Raw genomic sequence first — 19,904 nt, 5'->3', positions numbered from 1 at the left:
AGTCAGGTCCTTGGTGCCGGCTCACCGGCAAGATAAGAAGCTTCAGGGTATATCGTCGAGCGTCCCGCCATGGCGGTGCGCCCGAGTAACATCCGGAACCGCATGGAGTCCCGGTTGGTCAGTGTCATTTCAATGGGCCAGCTCTGATCGCCGAGTACCAGTGTGGTTTCAATCACCAGCCGTTGTTCCTTGTGGCCACCGGAATCCGATACCGTGCGCTCGTCCAGCACCCGGGCATCGCATTCCACCACATGGTGCAGGTCGTTCTGGACCGGGTGCACCCAGAACTTCACGCGGCGCTCGCCATTTTCGGTATAAGGCTCGGTTCGGAACGTGTGCAGACAGGATGTCCTGGCGCCAGTATCCACCTTGGCCTTGATACGCTGGATATCAAGATCCGGCAGCGCCACCCATTCACGCCACCCCAGGCTGACCTTGTTCTCTGCGGCTTTCGGGGGAGTGGTTTTGATGGCTTCAGGTTTTATTGTCGACATCCGGTGATTCCTTTTCTTGCTGTTGTTCCGACCCGACCAGCTGTATGCGGAAAGGTTCGGAATGACTGCCGGCGTAGACACTGGTGTGGGGGAACGGTATTTCGATGCCGGCCCCATCCAGTGCTTTCTTGATGGCGACCATCATGCCGCCTTTACCTTCCAGGAAATCCTCCCGGGCCACCCAGAAGGAAAACTGGAGATCCACAGACGAAGGCCCGAAACCGGTCACCAGCACAAATGGCCGGGGCTCTTCCAGGCAATGCGGATTGGTCTCCGCCAGCCCGAGCAACAGATCCCGCACCCGCTCCACATCTTCAGCGTAGGCGATACCGATCACCAAATCGATCCGCCGGATCGGAAACCGGGACCGGTTCACCACCCGGGTTTTGATCAGGGTTTCATTGGGGATACGCACATACAGGTTGTCCGGTGTTCTCAGCTTTACACTGAGCAGATCAATCGCCACCACCTCACCAATGGTGGCATCCGCTTCGATGACATCGCCTATCTCAAACGGACGCTCCATCACCAGAAACAGGCCACTGATGATGTTGGAAGCCGATGTCTGCGAAGCAAAGCCAATGGCTACCGTGAGAATACCGGCCGCCCCCAGCACCACTTCCAGTGAAAACCCGGCTTCCCGCAGCGCTGCGATAGCAAACAGCACGAAAATCACATAGAACACCAGGCGCCGGATGAGCACCTGGTGGTGCCGTGAAGTGCGGCTTTCGACCAGCCGCCCGACGCTCCGAGCCAGCATGGTACCCAGGAAGATACCCAGCACCAGCAAAAATCCCGCCGCCAGCCACTGCCCCCAGGCAATGCCACTGATCAATTGAATAAACGTAGCCTCAATAGCCTCAATCAACAGAGTTGCTCCTGATTCTGTCAGCCAAACATTCGGTCAAACGCCCGCACCAGGCGGCGCCCTTTGGCCAGCTTTTCCCGGGGCGGCGCCACCAGTTGGCATTGACCGGCACAGGCGGGTACCGACTGTTCAATATTCAGGCTGGCAGAGTTCATATCGGTTTCACACTCTACCGTGACACCCGGCGTCCACAGCTGTCCACGCTCGTTACGATAAAGGGCCAGCAATGGCGTGGGCAGGCTGAACCTTTCCAGCAGCAGTGCCTGCTCACGGCGATTGATGATGGTCACCGGAGTAACGGCCCGCCAGGGACGTTTCGGCACCGCCTCAAGTGCCAGACGACCAAACGTGGAGGAAGCGTAGCAAAGCTCGCCCTCCATGGTGTTACGGCCAAGCCAGGTCATGGAGGGCACGGCCAGCGGGATCTCGGTCAGCTCTGTTTGCCCATCGCCTACACACACTTTCATCCACAAGGATGTTCCCACGTAAAGCAAACAGCGCCCACCGGCAGGAATGGTTAAAGGCTGGAACGGCCGTATAACCGTGGGACGACAGCCCATAGCGGGGTTGAAGCGGACGATACCTTGATCATCCATACGCACAAAACGCTGCACCGGAATATCAGCGGATGGCACGGTATGGCTCAGGGTTTCCTGCCAATGCAGGGGATCGGAATGAATATCCAGCTTCTCCTCACGCACCTGCCACTCAAGATCCAGCAGGGTAATCCAGACCCGGGTATGTCCAAGCTGATGTTGCTGTGTCTGGCCGGATGCCAGTTGATAGGAATGCGCCCAGACACCTTCGCGCTGGCTTTCGGTTTGCTCGGTCATGCCTGCGAAACGGCTCCTTGTTGTCAGCGTGATTCGGTGGCGGCTGGTTTTAACTATAATCCAATCCGGTAGTTGCAGCGAATATACAAGCCTATGATTTTTTGGGTTGTATTTACCCTTATATGCACCCGTCAACGACCTGGATGACCCGATGACACAACTGGTGTGGTTCCGTAACGACCTTCGGCTTGCCGACAACCCTGCCCTGACGGCCGCGTGCCAGTCAGGAGAACCGGTGCGCGCGTGTTTCGTAGTCACCCCTCAGCAATGGCAGGAACACGACTGGTCTGCCGCCCGGGTACGCTTTGTTCTTGAACACGCCAACGCCCTGGCCCGGGAACTGGCTGAGCTTGGCGTTCCACTGACATTCCTGAACGCCGAGCGTTTTTCGGATGGCAGCGATGCACTGCTGCAGTTCTGCAAGGACAGTGACATTGCCGACGTCCATTTCAACGAGGAGTACGGCATTAACGAACGCCGCAGGGATAAAGCACTGCGCGATCGCCTGGTGGATTTCGGCATCCGGGTGAGCAAGTACCGGGACCAGACCGTCGCCCCGGTCGGCCAGATTCTGACCCAGCAGAACGAACCCTACTCGGTGTTTACGCCTTTCTCCCGTCGTTGGCGCAGTTGGATAGAGGAAACACGGCCCACTCTGCACCCCAGGCCCGCCGCGATCGGCAACGCGGTCAAACCCGAACAGACCGACACCCTGCCTGCGCCGTTCAGAGAGGCACCGGAGCCGCTGGTACCGACGGGAGAGGATGCCGCTCACGAGCAGCTGGAGGCGTTTCTGACGGAGCGCGCCAAAGACTACAAAGATAACCGGGACTTCCCGGCGCTGGATGGCACCAGCCAGCTCTCCCCCTACCTGGCCAATGGCGTGCTCTCCGGGCGCCAGTGCCTGATTGCGGCAAAGCAATCAGGCCTTTCCGGGGAAGGCGTGGAAACCTGGATCAATGAAATCGCCTGGCGGGATTTCTACATCCATATCCTTTATCACTACCCGCGGGTGAGTATGGGGCGTGCGTTCAAGGAGGAAACCGAGGCTCTGGAGTGGAATACGCCGGGCGAGCATTTCGAAGCCTGGAAGGAAGGCCGCACGGGTATCCCTATTGTGGATGCAGCCATGCGCCAGTTGAAAGCCACCGGCTGGATGCACAATCGCCTGCGGATGATCACTGCCATGTTCCTGACCAAGAACCTGTTCATCGACTGGCGGCTGGGCGAAGCCTGGTTTATGCAGAATCTGGTGGATGGCTTTCTGGCGTCTAACAACGGTGGCTGGCAGTGGAGTGCCTCAACGGGTACCGATGCTGCGCCCTACTTTCGGGTGTTCAATCCGGTGACCCAGAGTGAGCGGTTTGATCCTAAGGGGGAGTTTATTCGGAACTGGGTGCCCGAGTTGGCAAAGCTGGACAACAAGCGGATTCATGATCCTTCCAAGGGCGGTGTTATCCCGAAAGGCTACCTCAGACCCATTGTCGATCTGAAAGAGTCCCGTAAAGAGGCCATTGCCAGGTTTCAGGCGCTAAAGGACTGATCATTTGGCGTGTTAACCGCCGTGTCGGGTTGGGGATGCCCTTCCAAAAACCGCTCCTTACGGCACATCCCTGTGGCGCTTCTGCTCCGCCATCCATGGCTCCGCAAATTTTTAGAAGGGCATCCCCAACCCGCCACTACTTTGGCGTTAGCCTGCGCATACGGAGCAGTCTGGATCTTTTGCGAGTTTCATTTCTCGCCACTCCATTTGCCAGGCGTCGAGTAGGAGCAAGCGACCGACAAGCGGCCTGCCTACCTCTGAGATCACTTTTATTGCTTCCATGGCCTGAGCCGAGCCAATCATGCCAACTAATGGGGCGATAACGCCCGCCTCCGAACACGTCAGGTCTTCATTGCCTTGCTCGGGATACAGACAATGGTAACAAGGGCTCTCAGACTTCCGGGGATCATAAACAGAAAGTTGGCCTTCCCCCCGAATAGCTGCACCGGAAACCAGGGGCACTTTCGAAGAAACCGAAGCCCGGTTCAATGCAAACCGGGTGTTGAAGTTGTCCGTGCAGTCCAGCACCAGTGTGGATTCGCTCACCAGCTGGCGCAGATCATCGCCATCCACCCGGCGATTGACTGCGTTAACGGTAATTTCCGGATTGATCGCCCTCACCCGCTCTGCCAGACGCTCGGCTTTTGAATCGCCCAGCCAGCTTTGCTCAAAGGCGATCTGGCGCTGCAGATTTGCCAGTTCGATCTGGTCATCGTCGACCAGAGTCAAGTGGCCAACACCTGCTGCGCCAAGGTAGAGGGCGACAGGACAACCCAGGCCGCCGGCGCCGATGACCAGCACGTGGGCGGCTTTGAGTTTTTCCTGGCCGGCGATGTCGAACCGGGGCATCAGGATTTGCCGGCTGTAGCGGAGGAGTTCTTCGTCGCTGAGCATGGTTGTTCTCGCTATTGGTCGCTGGCCGGTTTCCGGGCCAGGGTCATGCGATCATTGCCGCCGTAATCTTTGCGGGTTTCTATGTTGCGCCATCCGGCTTTGGCAAACAAATCCCGTACGGCGCCGCCCTGGTCGTAGCCATGTTCCAGCAGCATCCAGCCATTGGGGTTAAGCCAGTTCAGTCCTTCGGTCACCAGCAGGCGAATATCGTCCAGGCCATCGTCTCCGGCCACAAGGGCAGATTCAGGCTCGAAGCGCACATCACCTTCCCTTAAATGACGGTCGCTGGCCGGTATATACGGTGGGTTGGAAATCAGAAGGTCGAAAGTTCCGGCGGGAATCTGGTCGAACCAGTGGCTCTTTACCACGGTAACAGGCAATCCCAGGCGCCGGCTGTTTTCCCGGGCCAGCTCGACCGCGTCTTCCACACGGTCACTGGCCATAATCCGCCAGCCAGGCTGTTCACTGGCCAGCGCCAGCGCGATAGCACCGGTGCCGGTGCCGAGGTCCAGCACGCTTGCGCGGGCGGGTAATTCCAGCGACAGCGCGGCCTCTACCACGCACTCCGTATCTGGCCGGGGGATCAGGGTGGACGGACTGACTTTGAGAGGGAGAGACCAGAACTCCTGCTCCCCCAGCAAATAGGCAACGGGTTGGCCGCTGGCACGCTCGCCCACCAACGCGAAAAACCGCTCTGCCTGCTCCACTGGCACGTCCCGCTCCGGCCAGGCCCGGAAACTGGTGCGAGTCAGGCCGGTGATGTGGCTCAGTAGCAGTTCGGCATCCAGCCTGGGAGATTCACCACCAATCCTGCCTGCCGCTTCTCTCAGCAGGGCCTCACAGGTGAGCGAACATTCACTGTTGCTCATTGGCCATATCTGCCAGCAGTTCGGCCTGGTGTTCTTGCTGCAAGGGAACCACCACAGCGTCCAGGTCTCCGGCAATGACTTCGTCGAGCTTGTACAGAGTCAGGTTGATACGATGATCCGTTACCCGGCCCTGGGGGAAGTTGTAGGTGCGGATACGTTCGGAACGATCACCGCTGCCCACCAGGCTCTTGCGGGTTTCCGCCATGCTTTTCTGCTGCTTTTCCAGCTCGGCATTCTGAAGGCGGGAGGCCAGCAGGCTCAGGGCCTTGGCGCGGTTCTTGTGCTGGGAACGTTCCTCCTGGCACTCCACCACAATGCCCGTGGGCAGGTGGGTGATGCGGATGGCCGAGTCGGTTTTGTTCACGTGCTGACCACCGGCACCGGAGGAGCGGAAGGTATCCACCCGCAGATCGGCTTTGTTGATCTCGACCGCTTCGGCTTCGTCAGCCTCCGGCATTACAGCAACCGTGCAGGCCGAGGTGTGGATGCGGCCCTGGGATTCGGTTTCCGGCACTCTCTGCACCCGGTGCGCACCGGATTCAAATTTCAGGGTGCCATAAACGCCATCGCCAGAGAGGCGGGCGATGATTTCCTTGAAACCGCCGTGCTCCCCTTCATTTTCGCTGAGCACCTCGACCTGCCACCGGCGTTTCTCGGCATAGCGGGAATACATGCGAAACAGGTCGCCGGCAAAGATAGCGGCTTCATCGCCCCCGGTGCCGGCACGGATTTCCAGGAACACGTTCTTGGTGTCATTGGGGTCTTTGGGCAGCATTAACCGCTGCAATTCTTCATCCAGCTCTTCACTGCGAGCCCGGGCACTGGCCAGCTCCTCTTCGGCCATTTCCCGCATGTCTGCATCGCCGTCTTTGGCCAGCTCCGTGGCCGCATCGATGTCCTCCAGAGACTGTCGCCAAGCCTGAAAACACTTGACCACCGGTTCAATCTCGGCGAATTCGCGGGACAGGTCCCGGAATTTATCCTGATTGGCAATCACCGAGGCATCACTCAGCAACGCGTTCACCTCCTCGAACCGTTCAACAAGCTGTTCGAGGCGGGACTGGATGGATGGTTTCATAGTTTTTCCGTGGTGGTGGGCTCGTCAGCTTCCAGTGCGTCCAGCTGGTAAAGCTCCCTCAGGCATTCGGTCACTTCGGTACGGCCTTCGGCCATCGCCTTGCGTACCTGAACCGAGGGTTGGTGCAGAAGTTTGTTGGTCAGGCCCCGCGCCAGTGAGCGCAGAGCCGTCTCAGGATCAGTGCCGTTGCGCAGGGCGCGCAGGGCTTTCTCGGTTTCCGCATCACGCAGCAATTCTGCTCGCTGACGGAACACCTTGAGGGTGGAAACCGCATCCAGGGCACGCAGCTGATCCAGAAAATCCTGAACGCCACTGCTGATCAGATTTTCCGCCTCACGGGCCGCGCCTTCCCGGGAGCGAATATTCTCTTCAATCACCTGACGCAGGTCGTCTACGGTATAGAGGTAGACATCGGCCAGCGAAGCCACTTCCGGTTCGATGTCCCGGGGCACGGCAATGTCGACCATGAAATAGGGCCGGTGTTTGCGCTTCTTCAACGCCCTTTCCACCGCGCCTTTGCCCAGAATCGGCAAGGGGCTGGCGGTGGAGGAAATCACGATATCCACATCGGAAAGATGATCCGGAATTTCCGAGAGCAGAATGCCTTTACCTCCGTGGGCTTCTGCCAGCGCCTGGGCCTTCTCCAGTGTACGGTTGGCCACCAGAAAACTACGCACACCAGCTTCTGCCAGGTGTCGGGCTACCAGCTCAATGGTTTTCCCGGCACCAATCAGCAGCGCCTTGTTGCGGGACATGTCCGCAAAAATGTGGTGTGCCATGCTGACCGAGGCATAGGCAACCGACACCGGGTTTTCACCGATAGCTGTCTGGGTACGTACACGTTTGGCTACGGAAAAAGTCTGCTCGAACAACCGGGACAGAAAGGAACCGGTGGCGCTGTGCTCCCGTGCCAGCGCATAGGCATCCTTGAGCTGGCCCAGAATCTGCGGTTCGCCCAACACCATGGAGTCCAGGCCGGCGGCCACCCGCATCATATGACGAACCGCGTCGGAATCCCGATGCACATAGAGTACGTTTTCAAGATCGGCCACATCCAGCTCGTGGAAGCCGGCCAGCCAGCGCAGCACTGAGGGGGCGCAGTCATCATCCCCGGCCAGATAAAGCTCCGTCCGGTTGCAGGTGGACAGGATAGCCGCCTCGCTGGCACCGGAGGCAGCACGGAGTTCTGAAAAGGCCTCGGCCATTCGCTCCGGCGTGAACGCCACACGCTCGCGGATCTCCACGGGTGCGGTGCGATGGTTGATTCCCAGCGTTACTAGTGCCATTTGGAGTACAGAAAACCCTGCCCAGATTATGGATAATCACTCGCCATTCTACCGGGGCAACTGCTCAGTCGCCACCCGAAAACCCGTCGCCTTCGGCAAGTGCGGACAGGTTGGGCAAGTTCAGACGCTTATGCCATTATAGGGCCTTGGCCGTGGCCGCAACCCGATCTGCCTCAATTACCGGGCGGAAAACGGTTTTCACTGACCTATCGCCGATAGCACACAGGAAGTTGCATGCAAAAATCCGCACCGTATCTGGTTACCTGCCTGTTGGGGCTTACTCTCGTCACACTTCCGGGCTGCGCTGTATTTTCTGGCACCCCGGAACCCGCCGATGAGGTAACCGGGACCAATACCCCCGCAGCTACCCCGCCTGCCACGCCCATCAACTATGCCGAATTCGAACCGGAAGTGCTTTATCAGCTTCTGTCGGCTGAAGTGGCCGGCCAGCGTGGGCGCTACGATGTCACCCTGGTCAATTACCTCCAGGCTGCGAAAACCTCACGGGACACCGGCGTGATTGAGCGGGCCATGCGGATCGCCCAGTCTCTGAATGCAGACAATGCCCAGCAACAACTGGCTACGCTCTGGCTGGACGTGGACCCCGACAATCTGGAGGCACATCGGATATCGGCCATTCAGGCGGTCAAGCGCCAGAAACTGGAAAACGCCCTGTTCCATATGGAGCAGATCATGGACCAGGGAGAAGACGCGGATTTTGACAGCCTCGCTGCCATGGCCGCGGGACTGCCGCCCGCGCAGCAACAGGAGCTGTTGGCGCTTTACAGTCAACTGGCAGTCAAGCACCCGGATAACCCCGAACTGCAGTACAGCATTGCCCTGCTGCAGAAAATAACCGGCACCCCCACGGTCGCCCTCCGGCAGATTAACCAGTTGCTTGAGCAGGAGCCGAACTTCCAGCCCGCCATCATCCTAAAGGGCGATCTGCTCTACCAGACCGGGCAGAAACGTGAGGCCCTGAATTACCTGACCACCAATACCCGGCGCTTCCCGGCCAACCGCCAGATGGGCACCCTCTATGGCCGCATGCTGATCAACGAGGGCGAACTGCAGGCCGCCCAGGACGAATTCGAACGGCTGGTAAAACGCTATCCGGACACCCCGGGGCTGAGACTCTCACACGCCCTGGTCGCCCTGGAAAACCAGCAACCCGCACTGGCCCGGGAGGAACTGATTCGCCTGATCGAGCAGGGCCACCATGAAGACGAAGCCAGCTACTACCTGGGACGCATTGAGGAAGATGCCGGCAATACCGACCAGGCGATCGAGTACTACCAGAGCGTGCAACGGGGAAACTATTTCTTCCCGTCGCTGGCCCGTGCCAGCGAACTGCAGGCCCAGGCCGGCGAACTGGACCAGGCCATTGCCCACATCCAGAACCTGCGCGAGCGAGCCCCTGATCACGCCGAGAAGTTCTGGCTGCTGGAGGTGAATCTGCTGATCGACCAGGAGCGGAATGAGCAAGCCCTTGCCGCAGCCGATGCCGCACTGGAACGCTACCCCAACAACGTTGAACTTCGCTATGCGCGGGCCATGCTGCAGGACACCATGGGAGAACCGGCTGGTGCCGAACAGGATTTGAAAACCATCCTGGAACTGCAACCGGAAAATGCCGTTGCCCTGAACGCCCTGGGCTACATTCTGACGGTGCGCACTGATCGCCTGGATGAAGCCCGCGGCTATATTGAAAAAGCCCTCGCGCTGGATCCGGAAAACCCGGCCATTCTGGACAGCATGGGATGGATACTGTTTCGCCAGGGCGAAACGAATCAGGCCCTCGACTTTCTGGCCCGCGCCTGGGAAGCCTACCCGGACCCGGAAGTAGCGGCACACTATGGCGAAGTCCTGTGGGTAACCGGTAATGAAGAACAGGCACGCATCATCTGGGAAGAAGGACTGGACCAGAACCCGGACCATGAAATTCTTCGGGAAACCATCGACCGGCTGACCAGTGATGGGGCCGACCAATGATCCGAAGACTACTCGGCGTGGCACTGCTAACCGGTGCCATGACCGGCTGTACCACCATCCAGCTGGAACCCTTGCCCGAGGGCATGACCAACCAGCCGCCCGCCGACTGGGCCGAGCGCAGCAACCACCTGAGCCGCTTTGACCAATGGCAACTGAGAGGAAAGCTGGCGGTAAAACAACCCTCAGACAGCGGCACTGCCATTATCAACGGCTGGCGCCAGCAGGGTGAACGCTACGACCTCTCGCTGTCATCCTCATTCCTGGGCATGGGCACAACACGACTCACGGGCGTTCCGGGCTTCATAGAATTAACCCTGGCCAATGGTGAGACCTACCAGTCCTCAGACCCGGAAACCCTGGTGGCCGCCGCTACAGGGTGGAACCTGCCCATCGACAACCTCGCCTGGTGGGTTCGAGGACTGCCGGCGCCGGAGGGTGATTTCCGCCTGCTATTCGACGAACAGCACCAACTGGCCATCCTGCGGCAGGATGGCTGGGAAATTCGCTATGACCGCTGGCAGCCATTCATTGACAGCCTGCCCGCGCTTCCTGCCCGGATCACAGCCCTGAACGGCGACAAACGGGTACGCGTGGTCATCAGCGAATGGCAACAAGAGGACTGAGTATTGTTAACCCGGATTACCCTGCCCTCACCCGCCAAACTCAACCTGTTCCTGCATATCGTTGGCCGGCGCCCGGACGGATACCACGAGCTCCAGACCCTGTTCCAGTTTCTGGACTATGGCGACGAACTCACGTTCACACTGACTCCGGAGCAGCCCGGCATACGACTGGCAGAACCCGTATCAGGCGTTCCGGACAATGACAACCTGGTGATCAGGGCAGCCAAAGGCCTGGCCGCAACCACCGAGAACACGCTCCCCGGCGTTACCATTCACATCCACAAGCGCTTGCCCATGGGCGGCGGCCTGGGTGGCGGCAGCTCCAACGCCGCAACCACCCTGCTTGCAATGAACCGCCTCTGGGAACTGAATCTGGGCGAAGACCAGCTTGCAGAAATCGGCCTGCGCCTGGGCGCCGATGTGCCGGTATTTGTGCGTGGCCATGCAGCCTTTGGCGAGGGTGTCGGCGAAAAGCTGACCCCCACAAACCCGCCGGAAGACTGGTTTTTGGTGCTCAAACCCGAGTGCAACATCAGCACCGGAAAGATTTTTTCAGCCGAAGGGTTGACAAGGGACACACCAAAAATCAAAATACGCCCCGCTTTTGAGGGAGACGCCTCGAGGTACCGAAACGACTGTGAGGATGTAGTTCGAAAACTGTATCCTGAGGTTAACCAGAGCCTGGAGTGGCTTTCACAATTCGGACCTGCAAGATTAACCGGAACCGGGGCTTGCATTTTTGGACGTTTCCCGACAGAATCCGCAGCCCGGATTATCTGGGAAAGCAAACCCTCCGGCATCACGGGGTTCGTAGCTAAAGGGGTGAACCATTCACCTCTGCACAAAAAGCTGACAGAGCTGAAATGATGCCAAAAAAGCACGATGATATTGGGGTGTCGCCAAGTGGTAAGGCAACGGGTTTTGATCCCGTCATGCGCAGGTTCGAATCCTGCCACCCCAGCCACCTTTCTCCCGCTTCTTCTGAATCAAACGCCGATACTGAGAAGGATGCTGTCGTGTCCAAATTGATGATTTTCGCTGGCAATGCCAACCCCGAACTTGCGCGTGATATTGCCAGAAAACTCCATATTCCCATGGGCCAGGCCACTGTAGGCCGCTTCAGCGATGGCGAGACCACCGTTGAAATCAATGAGAATGTTCGTGGTCACGACGTTTTCATTATCCAGCCCACCTGCTACCCCACCAACGACAACCTGATGGAACTGATCGTGATGGCTGACGCCCTGCGTCGTGCATCCGCCACACGAATCACCGCCGTTATTCCTTACTACGGCTATGCCCGTCAGGATCGTCGCGTTCGCTCTACCCGGGTAGCCATCAGCGCCAAAGTGGTCGCCGACATGATCTCCAGCATTGGCGTGGATCGTGTGCTGACCGTAGACCTGCACGCCGACCAGATTCAGGGCTTCTTCGATATCCCGGTGGACAACATCTACGCCACCCCGGTACTGCTTGAAGACATTGAAAAACAGCGGTTCGAGAACTTTGTCGTCGTATCTCCGGACGTAGGCGGCGTTGTCCGCGCCCGCGCTGTTGCCAAGCGCCTGGATGATGCCGACCTGGCCATCATCGACAAGCGCCGCCCCAAGGCCAACGTTTCCCAGGTAATGCACATCATCGGTGACGTCCGCGACAAGACCTGCATCCTGGTGGATGACATCGTCGACACCGCCGGCACACTGTGTAAAGCCGCCAACGCGCTCAAAGAGCACGGCGCCTCCCGCGTGGTTGCCTACATTACTCACCCGGTACTTTCCGGCCCGGCCATCGAGAACATCAACAACTCGGAGCTGGACGAACTGGTGGTGTGCGACACCATCCCGCTGGGTGACAAAGCCAAAAATTGTGATAGAATCCGCCCCCTCAGCATGGCTGGACTGCTCGCCGAATCCATTCGCCGAGTGAGCAACGAAGAGTCCATCAGCGCCATGTTCGAGAACGTCTGAACAGACTTATCGCTGTAACCCTCAGACTTAAAGGCAGTTTCCGGGTCGGGAGTCCAACAGGGCTCCCGACTCTTTTAGTCGATCGGAAAACTCCGGTCTTTTTGAAATGCTCATCTGTTCAGAGCCTGGTCGCGGGCCGCTCAGATGACCAACGAGGTAATTACCATGTCTCAGGATTTTGTTATTGAAGCATTTCCTCGTGACGATCAGGGGAAAGGTGCGAGCCGCCGCCTGCGTCGCGAAGAGCGTAAGATTCCGGCCATCATCTACGGTGGCGGCAAAGACGCAACTCCGGTCGCCATCTGGCACAATGAGCTGAAAAAGGCCATCGAAAACGAAGCCTTCTTCTCTCACATCCTGACCGTCGACATTCAGGGCAAAAAAGAGAGCGTGATCCTGAAGGATCTGCAGCGTCATCCGTACAAGCCCATCCTGACTCACGCCGACTTCCTGCGCGTTGACAAGGACCACGAGATTCACGTTAACGTACCGCTGCACTTCATCAACGAAGACACAGCTCCGGCCGTGAAACTCCAGGGTGGCATTGTTTCCCACACCATGACCGAAGTTGAAGTGATCTGTCTGCCGCAGAACCTGCCCGAGTTCATCGAAGTCGACCTGAACGAAGTCGAGATGGATCAGGTAGTTCACCTGAGCGACCTGAAACTGCCGAAAGGCGTTAAAGTTGCCGCTCTGCAGCAGGGCGAAGACCACGACCTGCCAGTTGCCTCTATCCACAAGCCGAAAGGCGCCAAGGCGGACGACGCTGAAGGCGAGGAAGGCGAAGAAGGCGGCGAGGAGTAATAACTCCGGGGGCAACGGCGAATGGCACAGGATATTGTCATGGTGGTTGGACTGGGAAATCCCGGTTCCGACTACGAGAATACCCGCCACAACGCCGGCGCCCTGTTCGTCGAAGCGCTGGCCCGCGAAGCGGGTCAGACGCTCCGTCCCGAAAAGAAGTATCACGGGCTATACGCCCGCATTCAATGGCAGGGCCTGGACCTGCACTTACTGAACCCCAGCACCTTTATGAACCGCAGCGGCACTGCCATCAAGGCCCTGGCGGACTTCTTCAAGATCTCCCCTGAACAGATTCTGGTTGCCCACGACGAGCTTGACCTGCCTCCCGGCACGGCCAAACTCAAGAAAGGCGGCGGCCACGGCGGCCACAACGGGCTGCGCGACACCATCGCCCATCTGGGCACCAACGATTTCCAGCGCCTGCGCCTTGGCATAGGCCACCCCGGCGACAGCCGCAAAGTCACCGGTTTTGTACTGGGCCGACTGGGCAAACAGGAAACCGAACAATTGACCGCCGTGTTTGACGAAGTCATGCGGGTATTACCGGATGCCGCCAGCGGCAAACTGGCTGCCGCCATGAACCGTTTGCACAGCTTCAAACCAACGCCCTGAGCAAGGCACATCCCCTTACTCGCACCCTTACCGATACACCGGTATAATCCGCCCAAATTTTTCAGTTCCAGCAGAGGCATTCCATGGGATTTAACTGCGGCATCGTCGGCCTTCCCAACGTCGGCAAATCCACCCTGTTCAACGCACTGACCAAAGCCGGCATCGGCGCGGAAAACTTCCCGTTCTGCACCATCGAGCCGAACGCCGGCGTGGTGGCCATGCCAGACCCGCGCCTCACCAAACTGGCGGAGATCGTCAAGCCGGAACGAGTGGTGCCCACCACCATGGAGTTCGTCGACATCGCCGGCCTGGTCGCCGGCGCCTCCAAGGGCGAAGGCCTGGGCAACCAGTTCCTGGCCAACATCCGCCAGACCGATGCCATTGCTCACGTGGTGCGCTGCTTTGAAGACGGAAACGTCATCCACGTGGCCAACAAGGTAGATCCCGCTTCCGACATCGAAGTGATCAACACCGAGCTGGCCCTGGCCGATCTCGACACCGTAGAGAAAGCCATCAAACGCGTCCAGCGCGTCGCCAAGAGTGGCGACAAAGAAGCCAAGGCCCAACTGGAAATGTTTGAAAAACTGTTGCCGGTACTGAACGAAGGCAAGCCAGTGCGCAGCATGGACCTGGACAAAGACCAGATGGCACTGATTCGCGAGCTTTGCCTGCTTACCGTCAAACCCACCATGTACATCGCCAACGTGAACGAAGACGGCTTCGAGAACAATCCCCACCTGGACAAGGTGCGTGAGATTGCCGCTTCTGAAAACGCGGTCGTGGTACCCATCTGCAACAAGCTGGAAGCCGAGATCTCTGAACTGGAAGACGAAGAGAAATCCATGTTCCTGGACGAAATGGGCATGGAAGAACCTGGGCTGGACCGTGTGATCCGCGCCGGTTACGGCCTGCTTGGCCTGCAAACGTACTTTACCGCCGGCGTGAAGGAAGTGCGTGCCTGGACCGTCAGAATCGGCGCCACAGCCCCTCAGGCGGCTGGCGTTATCCACACCGACTTCGAACGCGGCTTCATCCGGGCCGAGGTGGTGAGCTACGACGATTTCGTGCAGTACAACGGCGAAGCCGGCGCCAAAGATGCCGGCAAATGGCGCCTGGAGGGCAAGGATTACATCGTCAAAGACGGCGATGTTATTCACTTCCGGTTCAACGTGTAATTTTCGGTATTTTTTGGCCGTAAAGCCTTGACAGGATGAGCCCAAATACCGAAAATACGCGCCTCGTTTGGGGCGTGTCCCGAAGCGAAATGGCAAGGTAGCTCAGTTGGTTAGAGCACAGCACTCATAATGCTGGGGTCGGCGGTTCGACTCCGCCCCTTGCTACCAGAATTCAAAGGGCTACAACTCACGTTGTAGCCCTTTTTTTATGGTTGTCCCCTTTTTGACCCCCGGTTGCCCACAACAACTTTGCCGGCGCTATTGCACCCCGAAACACACTGTCAATCACGGTCAGTGAATGCCGGATGGAGAAGCTATTGAGGATGCTTCCGCTCTGAACATAAAGACCAGTTCAGAATCAGATAGCCGCCATCAGAGACGGTTAGTCGGGGACTGTCAGTATCAGCGGTCAAAAGAACCTGGTGAGCGTCCCCGTTTAAGAGCAACGAGAAAGAAACAAATCCCTTTGGACGACACGCCTGCTTCCAATGCAGAAGTACCAGGCTCCGCAATAGAGCATTCTCAACGACACCGCGATGCGAACTGACTAGAACCCCAAATAACGGTGCAGCAGCAGCTCCTGATACTGATCAATGTGTTTGCTGTTGATTTCAACGATCCGGCCTTTCGCACTGAGGCGATCAAAGCATTCGTCAAACTGAGTGGCAAGCTCCTCACTTCGGAAAACCATTTTGTAAGGAGTAGGATTGAAAACCGGATAGAATACAAAATCGTCCAGCTCTTTTGGCCAACTCTCCCCAAAACGACGGTCTGAACGGATCCGCCTGTCCAGAGTAGCCACCACAAGACCGTCGGCTAGAATGACATCAACGCGGCCCATTAACTGCATCCGGGCGTGGATCGTCTGGTCAGTCACCTCCAGCAACAGCTCAAACTCATCCACGCGATCAGATAGTCTGAGTATGTCGATGCCATTCTGAAACGTAACCGCCCTTAACCCTGCCAGATCATCAATTGTCGTTATGGGACCAACCACCGACGCGTTATAGAAAGCGCCGTTGTGGTACCAGATATAGGCAGACGTGGAGACCCCCGGTATGTCCAAAGATAGCTGGACCGTCATAACGGCATCGGCGGCACTCTGGTCGCGAAAAGTGCGGATGTGGCGACCGAAGGGCTGGTAGACAAATTCGGCTTCCCAGCCGCAGGCCTCCAGCACAGCATTCACTAATTCTACATCTCGGCCACTTTCACCTGGCTCCGACATCCCGGGTATGTCGGGCGCCATGACGATGAGGGGAGCCAATGGAAACGTGTCTGACTTCACTGCACCAGGAATCAACAGCAGGACATAGAAGAGAAAACGGTACAGAGAATCTGATATCAAGGGATAGGCCACCGGTAAACAGTTTATGCCGCTACCGAATACAGTACTTCTTTTTGAACGATTGCTCCACAAAAAAGGATAGAATCCGGGTCAGCCATTACTCGCGGTCATCATAGGATTCGCAATCACGAATAGCTCTACGGAATTCCGGTGCCAATCGCTCCGCACCGAAGCGGTGTGACACATACAACGAAAGATCTACCCACGCCGCGGTTCGTACGTAGAATGGCTTTTCATACCCCGCCATCAAATGGTCGATAAGAACCGCCGGTAAAACCACGACATCAGCGCGGCCAAGCTTCACCATATCAACGGCCTGCTTCCATTCAGCCACCATGACCGCACTGGCGTTGTCTCCCTGAAGAAACTGGTTGCCTATGAACCGACGCACAAAGGCATAACGCAGGCCGGACACCTGGCGCAAAGGCGGATATTGCTCCAAAAACAGATATACGTATTCGGTCTGGAACAGCCTGCCACCAAAATCGGCATATTGGTCGCGGTCTGCCGTCTGCACAAGAGGCAACCCAATCGCCAATTCTCCCTTCTCCAACTGAAAAAGAATTCTCGCCAGCGGCATCTCAATAAACTGGAAGTTCCCTTCCACCCGATCAAAGACGCAGCGGTAAATGTCGGCAAAGCGGCCAACCAGCGAGCCGTTCTCAACGCCAATTTCCCGCGGGATCCCCTCAAAAACACCGACGGGATAGACGGTCTTGTCAGTTACGGCACCCGATAATGAAGGTATAGTGAGAAAGTAGATTAAAACCGGCGCAAGCCAGTGCGGTATCCTGCCCATGTCAGCTGCTCCCTGCCCGTGCAACTCGAACGGTGGTTTCAGGGTAGTACAGAAATGCCCAGTCTGCTGGCAACACGCTGATGGAACCAACCTCTTCAATACCTGTGCACAGTGACTATGCCAAAACGGAATACCGGAAAATTCGAACCAATCGCTTCTTTCTTTGACACTCATTACCTTCAGCCGGGGAAGCTTCCTGGAATGGTTACCCTGGTAGCCCGGCATGGCGAGATTCTGTGGTGTCACGCCCAGGGCCTGCGGGATGTTGAGAGAAACTTACCGATGAACCGGGACACCCTGTTCCGCGTGTACTCCATGACCAAACCCGTCACCAGCATTGCCATGATGCAGCTGTACGAGCAGGGCAAGTTCCTGCTCAACGACCCGGTCCACAAATACATTCCAGGCTGGCGCAATCTACGCGTCTACAAGGGAGGCCGTTATCCGGATTTCGAGACGGAACCCGCGGCCTCGGTCATGACAATCCGGGATCTGATGACCCACACCTCCGGGCTGACCTATGGCTTCACCGAGCGAACCGAGGTAGATGCCGCCTACCGCAAGCTGAAACTGGATGGCAGTACCATTCTGACTCTGGACAAGCTGGTCGACCGGCTGGCCGAGTTACCTCTGGAGTTCTCTCCCGGCACTGCGTGGAACTATTCTGTGTCCACCGATGTCCTGGGCTACCTGGTTGAGCTGCTCTCCGGCCAATCTCTGGACAGCTACTTTCAGGAGCACATCTTTGCCCCCCTGGGCATGACCGATACCGGATTTCATGTGCGACCAGACCAGCAGGAACGCTTTGCCGCCTGCTATCTGTACCAATCCGGAAATACCATGAAACTCCAGGACGACCCGGAGCGGTCCCGCTATCTGAAGGAACCAAAATTCCTGTCGGGTGGCGGCGGGCTGGTGTCCACCATAGATGATTATTTCCGCTTCGCCCAGGCCCTGTGCCAGGGTGGCGAATATCAGGGCCAGCGCATCATCGGCCGCAAAACCCTGGAGTTTATGCGCCTGAACCACCTACCGGGCGGCCAGGATCTCCCTGCCCTGTCTATTGGCGGCTTCACTGAAACACCTTATGCCGGCAGCGGCTTCGGATTAGGGTTCTCGGTCAAAACCGATATCGCCAAATCCGCCACGATTGGTTCGCCGGGAGAATTCGGCTGGGGCGGCCTGGCTAGCACCAGCTTCTTTATCGACCCGGTGGAAGATCTGGTGGTGATTTTCATGACCCAGCTGATGCCGTCTTCGTCCTACCCCATCCGACAGCAGCTCAGAGCTTTGGTATACGGTGTCCTGGACTGACTCCGCACTCTGCCGTATATCGGTATAACCGCTGGAACTGTGCCGAAGCCCGAATGCCTGTGGCATACTCGGCTCCTTAAACCAATAACGAACAATCCACCAGCAAGGAATGTTGTGATGAAACCAGCTACTCTCGCGTTGCACGCCGGCTTCAAGAGCGACCCGACCACCAAGGCCGCCACCACGCCCATTTACCAGACCACGTCTTACACCTTCGACGACACCCAGCATGGTGCCGACCTGTTTGACCTGAAGGTACAGGGCAACATCTATACCCGCATCATGAACCCCACCAACGCGGTTCTGGAAGAGCGTATGGCAGCGCTGGAAGGTGGTATTGGCGCACTGGCAGTAGCGTCCGGCATGGCGGCCATTACCTATGCCCTGCAAACCATCTGCAAGGTGGGCAACAACATCGTCAGCACCAGCCAGCTGTACGGCGGCACCTACAACCTGTTTGCCCACTCGCTGCCGAACCAGGGCATCGAATGCAAGATGGTGCCCCACGATGATTTTGCGGCGGTAGAGAACGCCATCGATGACCAGACCCGGGCGCTGTTCTGTGAATCTATCGGCAACCCGGCCGGTAATGTGGTGGATATCCAGAAGTGGGCCGAGATTGCCCACAAGCACGGCATTCCGCTGATTGTCGATAACACTGTCGCCACGCCGTTTCTGTGCCGCCCGTTCGAGCATGGCGCGGATATCGTGATTCACTCCCTGACCAAGTACATCGGCGGCCACGGCACCACGGTGGCGGGGATTGTGGTGGACTCCGGCAAGTTCGACTGGAAAGCCAGCGCCGACAAGTTCCCGATGATGAACCAGCCCGACCCCTCCTACCACGGCGTGGTTTACACCGAAGCCCTGGGCGAAGCCGCTTTTATCGGCCGCTGTCGGGTGGTACCGCTTCGCAACACCGGCTCCGCCCTGTCGCCGTTCAATTCGTTCCTGATCATGCAGGGGCTGGAAACCCTGGCCCTGCGCATGGAACGCCACTGCGACAACGCCCAGAAGGTTGCCCAGTTCCTGCAGGATCATCCCGCCGTGGAATGGGTCAACTACGCCGGCCTGGCGAACAGCCCCTATAAGGCCACCTGCGACAAGATCTGTGACGGCAAGGCCTCCGGCATTCTCAGTTTCGGCATTAAAGGTGGCCGCGAAGCCGGCGCCAAATTCATCGATGCCCTGGATCTGATCCTGCGACTGGTGAACATTGGCGATGCCAAGTCCCTGGCTTGCCATCCGGCCACCACTACCCACCGCCAACTCAATGCTGACGAGCTGAAAAGTGCGGGGGTCAGCGAAGACCTTGTACGGCTGTCGATCGGCATTGAAGATGCCGACGATATCATCGCCGATATCACTCAGGCCCTGGAAAAATCCCAGGCTTGATATCCCTCAA

Annotated in this window: 19 protein-coding genes and 2 tRNA genes; 12 read left to right on the top strand and 9 right to left on the bottom strand. The window is 57.8% G+C overall.

All coding sequences use genetic code 11. The features are described from left to right. Positions 1 to 2: 2 nt before the first annotated feature. From OZ656_RS06820 to OZ656_RS06810, 3 genes are read right to left on the bottom strand one after another with little or no spacing between them, the layout of a single operon-like run. Positions 3 to 494 (bottom strand): ATP-dependent zinc protease, encoded by a 492-nt coding sequence (locus tag OZ656_RS06820; RefSeq protein WP_011785817.1) that lies wholly within the window; start codon positions 492 to 494, stop codon positions 3 to 5. Beyond that, positions 475 to 1,362 (bottom strand): mechanosensitive ion channel family protein, encoded by an 888-nt coding sequence (locus OZ656_RS06815; RefSeq protein WP_379945118.1) that lies wholly within the window; start codon positions 1,360 to 1,362, stop codon positions 475 to 477. Before OZ656_RS06815 ends, OZ656_RS06820 begins: the two co-directional genes overlap by 20 nt. 20 nt (positions 1,363 to 1,382) lie before the next feature. Further along, complete coding sequence (locus OZ656_RS06810) at positions 1,383 to 2,195, bottom strand: hypothetical protein (RefSeq protein WP_278350375.1); 813 nt, start codon at positions 2,193 to 2,195, stop codon at positions 1,383 to 1,385. 151 nt (positions 2,196 to 2,346) lie between these two features. Here OZ656_RS06810 and phrB point away from each other — a divergent pair, with 151 nt between their 5' ends. After that, complete coding sequence (gene phrB / locus OZ656_RS06805) at positions 2,347 to 3,738, top strand: deoxyribodipyrimidine photo-lyase (RefSeq protein WP_226597601.1); 1,392 nt, start codon at positions 2,347 to 2,349, stop codon at positions 3,736 to 3,738. 147 nt (positions 3,739 to 3,885) lie between these two features. On the opposite strand, the gene OZ656_RS06800 is transcribed toward phrB, so the two are convergent. Genes OZ656_RS06800 through hemA form a run of 4 tightly spaced genes read right to left on the bottom strand, consistent with a single transcriptional unit; the run spans position 3,886 to position 7,865 of the window. Next, complete coding sequence (locus OZ656_RS06800; RefSeq protein WP_226597602.1) at positions 3,886 to 4,632, bottom strand: molybdopterin-synthase adenylyltransferase MoeB; 747 nt, start codon at positions 4,630 to 4,632, stop codon at positions 3,886 to 3,888. An 11-nt stretch (positions 4,633 to 4,643) separates the two neighbouring features. Beyond that, positions 4,644 to 5,501 carry a peptide chain release factor N(5)-glutamine methyltransferase gene (gene prmC / locus OZ656_RS06795; RefSeq protein ID WP_278350374.1) on the bottom strand — a complete coding sequence of 286 codons (858 nt, stop codon included), beginning with the start codon at positions 5,499 to 5,501 and terminating at the stop codon, positions 4,644 to 4,646. Next, positions 5,488 to 6,579 (bottom strand): peptide chain release factor 1, encoded by a 1,092-nt coding sequence (gene prfA / locus OZ656_RS06790; RefSeq protein ID WP_011785823.1) that lies wholly within the window; start codon positions 6,577 to 6,579, stop codon positions 5,488 to 5,490. The genes prmC and prfA overlap by 14 nt, the downstream gene beginning before the upstream one ends. Next, the gene (gene hemA, locus OZ656_RS06785) at positions 6,576 to 7,865 is read right to left on the bottom strand and encodes a glutamyl-tRNA reductase (protein ID WP_014420702.1); all 1,290 of its coding nucleotides are present in this window, start codon (positions 7,863 to 7,865) and stop codon (positions 6,576 to 6,578) included. Before hemA ends, prfA begins: the two co-directional genes overlap by 4 nt. A gap of 234 nt (positions 7,866 to 8,099) precedes the next feature. Here hemA and OZ656_RS06780 point away from each other — a divergent pair, with 234 nt between their 5' ends. From OZ656_RS06780 to OZ656_RS06740, 9 genes are all read left to right on the top strand, one after another. Continuing rightward, the gene (locus tag OZ656_RS06780) at positions 8,100 to 9,857 is read left to right on the top strand and encodes a tetratricopeptide repeat protein (RefSeq protein ID WP_153740957.1); all 1,758 of its coding nucleotides are present in this window, start codon (positions 8,100 to 8,102) and stop codon (positions 9,855 to 9,857) included. Next, positions 9,854 to 10,480, top strand: coding sequence for a lipoprotein insertase outer membrane protein LolB (gene lolB / locus OZ656_RS06775; protein WP_113879845.1), 627 nt, complete (start codon positions 9,854 to 9,856; stop codon positions 10,478 to 10,480). The genes OZ656_RS06780 and lolB overlap by 4 nt, the downstream gene beginning before the upstream one ends. Before the next feature lie 3 nt (positions 10,481 to 10,483). Next, positions 10,484 to 11,347, top strand: a complete 864-nt coding sequence (gene ispE / locus OZ656_RS06770; RefSeq protein WP_153740956.1) for a 4-(cytidine 5'-diphospho)-2-C-methyl-D-erythritol kinase — start codon at positions 10,484 to 10,486, stop codon at positions 11,345 to 11,347. A gap of 22 nt (positions 11,348 to 11,369) precedes the next feature. Then, positions 11,370 to 11,444 (top strand) — tRNA-Gln (locus OZ656_RS06765). Positions 11,445 to 11,496: 52 nt separating this feature from the next. Further along, entirely contained in the window at positions 11,497 to 12,447 is a 951-nt protein-coding gene (locus OZ656_RS06760; protein WP_011785828.1) for a ribose-phosphate diphosphokinase, read from the top strand. A gap of 165 nt (positions 12,448 to 12,612) precedes the next feature. Further along, the gene (locus tag OZ656_RS06755) at positions 12,613 to 13,251 is read left to right on the top strand and encodes a 50S ribosomal protein L25/general stress protein Ctc (protein WP_011785829.1); all 639 of its coding nucleotides are present in this window, start codon (positions 12,613 to 12,615) and stop codon (positions 13,249 to 13,251) included. Between the two features lie 21 nt (positions 13,252 to 13,272). Further along, the gene (gene pth / locus OZ656_RS06750; protein WP_011785830.1) at positions 13,273 to 13,863 is read left to right on the top strand and encodes an aminoacyl-tRNA hydrolase; all 591 of its coding nucleotides are present in this window, start codon (positions 13,273 to 13,275) and stop codon (positions 13,861 to 13,863) included. Between the two features lie 83 nt (positions 13,864 to 13,946). Continuing rightward, the gene (gene ychF, locus OZ656_RS06745) at positions 13,947 to 15,038 is read left to right on the top strand and encodes a redox-regulated ATPase YchF (RefSeq protein ID WP_278350370.1); all 1,092 of its coding nucleotides are present in this window, start codon (positions 13,947 to 13,949) and stop codon (positions 15,036 to 15,038) included. Positions 15,039 to 15,129: 91 nt separating this feature from the next. Continuing rightward, positions 15,130 to 15,206: transfer RNA gene (locus OZ656_RS06740), tRNA-Met, on the top strand. A gap of 379 nt (positions 15,207 to 15,585) precedes the next feature. Here the strand turns inward: OZ656_RS06740 and OZ656_RS06735 are convergent. Both OZ656_RS06735 and OZ656_RS06730 read right to left on the bottom strand, forming a co-directional pair. Then, positions 15,586 to 16,458 carry an ABC transporter substrate-binding protein gene (locus OZ656_RS06735; protein ID WP_278350369.1) on the bottom strand — a complete coding sequence of 291 codons (873 nt, stop codon included), beginning with the start codon at positions 16,456 to 16,458 and terminating at the stop codon, positions 15,586 to 15,588. Positions 16,459 to 16,483: 25 nt separating this feature from the next. Further along, positions 16,484 to 17,185: a transporter substrate-binding domain-containing protein gene (locus tag OZ656_RS06730; RefSeq protein WP_153740895.1), complete on the bottom strand. Its 702-nt coding sequence runs from the start codon at positions 17,183 to 17,185 to the stop codon at positions 16,484 to 16,486. A gap of 201 nt (positions 17,186 to 17,386) precedes the next feature. Here OZ656_RS06730 and OZ656_RS06725 point away from each other — a divergent pair, with 201 nt between their 5' ends. Together OZ656_RS06725 and OZ656_RS06720 are read left to right on the top strand one after the other, a co-directional pair. After that, positions 17,387 to 18,499, top strand: coding sequence for a serine hydrolase (locus tag OZ656_RS06725; RefSeq protein ID WP_226597608.1), 1,113 nt, complete (start codon positions 17,387 to 17,389; stop codon positions 18,497 to 18,499). A 117-nt stretch (positions 18,500 to 18,616) separates the two neighbouring features. Next, a complete protein-coding gene (locus OZ656_RS06720; protein WP_023008874.1) occupies positions 18,617 to 19,894 on the top strand; it encodes an O-acetylhomoserine aminocarboxypropyltransferase/cysteine synthase family protein in 1,278 nt (425 codons plus the stop codon). Positions 19,895 to 19,904 lie beyond the last annotated feature (10 nt).

Source organism: Marinobacter sp. LM1, assembly GCF_042763285.1.
Lineage (GTDB): Bacteria > Pseudomonadota > Gammaproteobacteria > Pseudomonadales > Oleiphilaceae > Marinobacter > Marinobacter nauticus.
Note: the sequence above shows the minus strand (reverse complement) of the source record. Positions and strands in the feature narration are given on the sequence as shown.

Excerpts from the sequence above, each read along its gene's own strand:
- OZ656_RS06820 (WP_011785817.1), bottom strand. The coding sequence starts at position 494 with ATGTCGACAATAAAACCTGAAGCCATCAAAACCACTCCCCCGAAAGCC.
- OZ656_RS06810 (WP_278350375.1), bottom strand. The coding sequence starts at position 2,195 with ATGACCGAGCAAACCGAAAGCCAGCGCGAAGGTGTCTGGGCGCATTCC.
- phrB (WP_226597601.1), top strand. The coding sequence starts at position 2,347 with ATGACACAACTGGTGTGGTTCCGTAACGACCTTCGGCTTGCCGACAAC.
- OZ656_RS06800 (WP_226597602.1), bottom strand. The coding sequence starts at position 4,632 with ATGCTCAGCGACGAAGAACTCCTCCGCTACAGCCGGCAAATCCTGATG.
- prmC (WP_278350374.1), bottom strand. The coding sequence starts at position 5,501 with ATGAGCAACAGTGAATGTTCGCTCACCTGTGAGGCCCTGCTGAGAGAA.
- prfA (WP_011785823.1), bottom strand. The coding sequence starts at position 6,579 with ATGAAACCATCCATCCAGTCCCGCCTCGAACAGCTTGTTGAACGGTTC.
- hemA (WP_014420702.1), bottom strand. The coding sequence starts at position 7,865 with ATGGCACTAGTAACGCTGGGAATCAACCATCGCACCGCACCCGTGGAG.
- OZ656_RS06780 (WP_153740957.1), top strand. The coding sequence starts at position 8,100 with ATGCAAAAATCCGCACCGTATCTGGTTACCTGCCTGTTGGGGCTTACT.
- lolB (WP_113879845.1), top strand. The coding sequence starts at position 9,854 with ATGATCCGAAGACTACTCGGCGTGGCACTGCTAACCGGTGCCATGACC.
- OZ656_RS06755 (WP_011785829.1), top strand. The coding sequence starts at position 12,613 with ATGTCTCAGGATTTTGTTATTGAAGCATTTCCTCGTGACGATCAGGGG.
- pth (WP_011785830.1), top strand. The coding sequence starts at position 13,273 with ATGGCACAGGATATTGTCATGGTGGTTGGACTGGGAAATCCCGGTTCC.
- ychF (WP_278350370.1), top strand. The coding sequence starts at position 13,947 with ATGGGATTTAACTGCGGCATCGTCGGCCTTCCCAACGTCGGCAAATCC.
- OZ656_RS06730 (WP_153740895.1), bottom strand. The coding sequence starts at position 17,185 with ATGGGCAGGATACCGCACTGGCTTGCGCCGGTTTTAATCTACTTTCTC.
- OZ656_RS06725 (WP_226597608.1), top strand. The coding sequence starts at position 17,387 with ATGGTTACCCTGGTAGCCCGGCATGGCGAGATTCTGTGGTGTCACGCC.
- OZ656_RS06720 (WP_023008874.1), top strand. The coding sequence starts at position 18,617 with ATGAAACCAGCTACTCTCGCGTTGCACGCCGGCTTCAAGAGCGACCCG.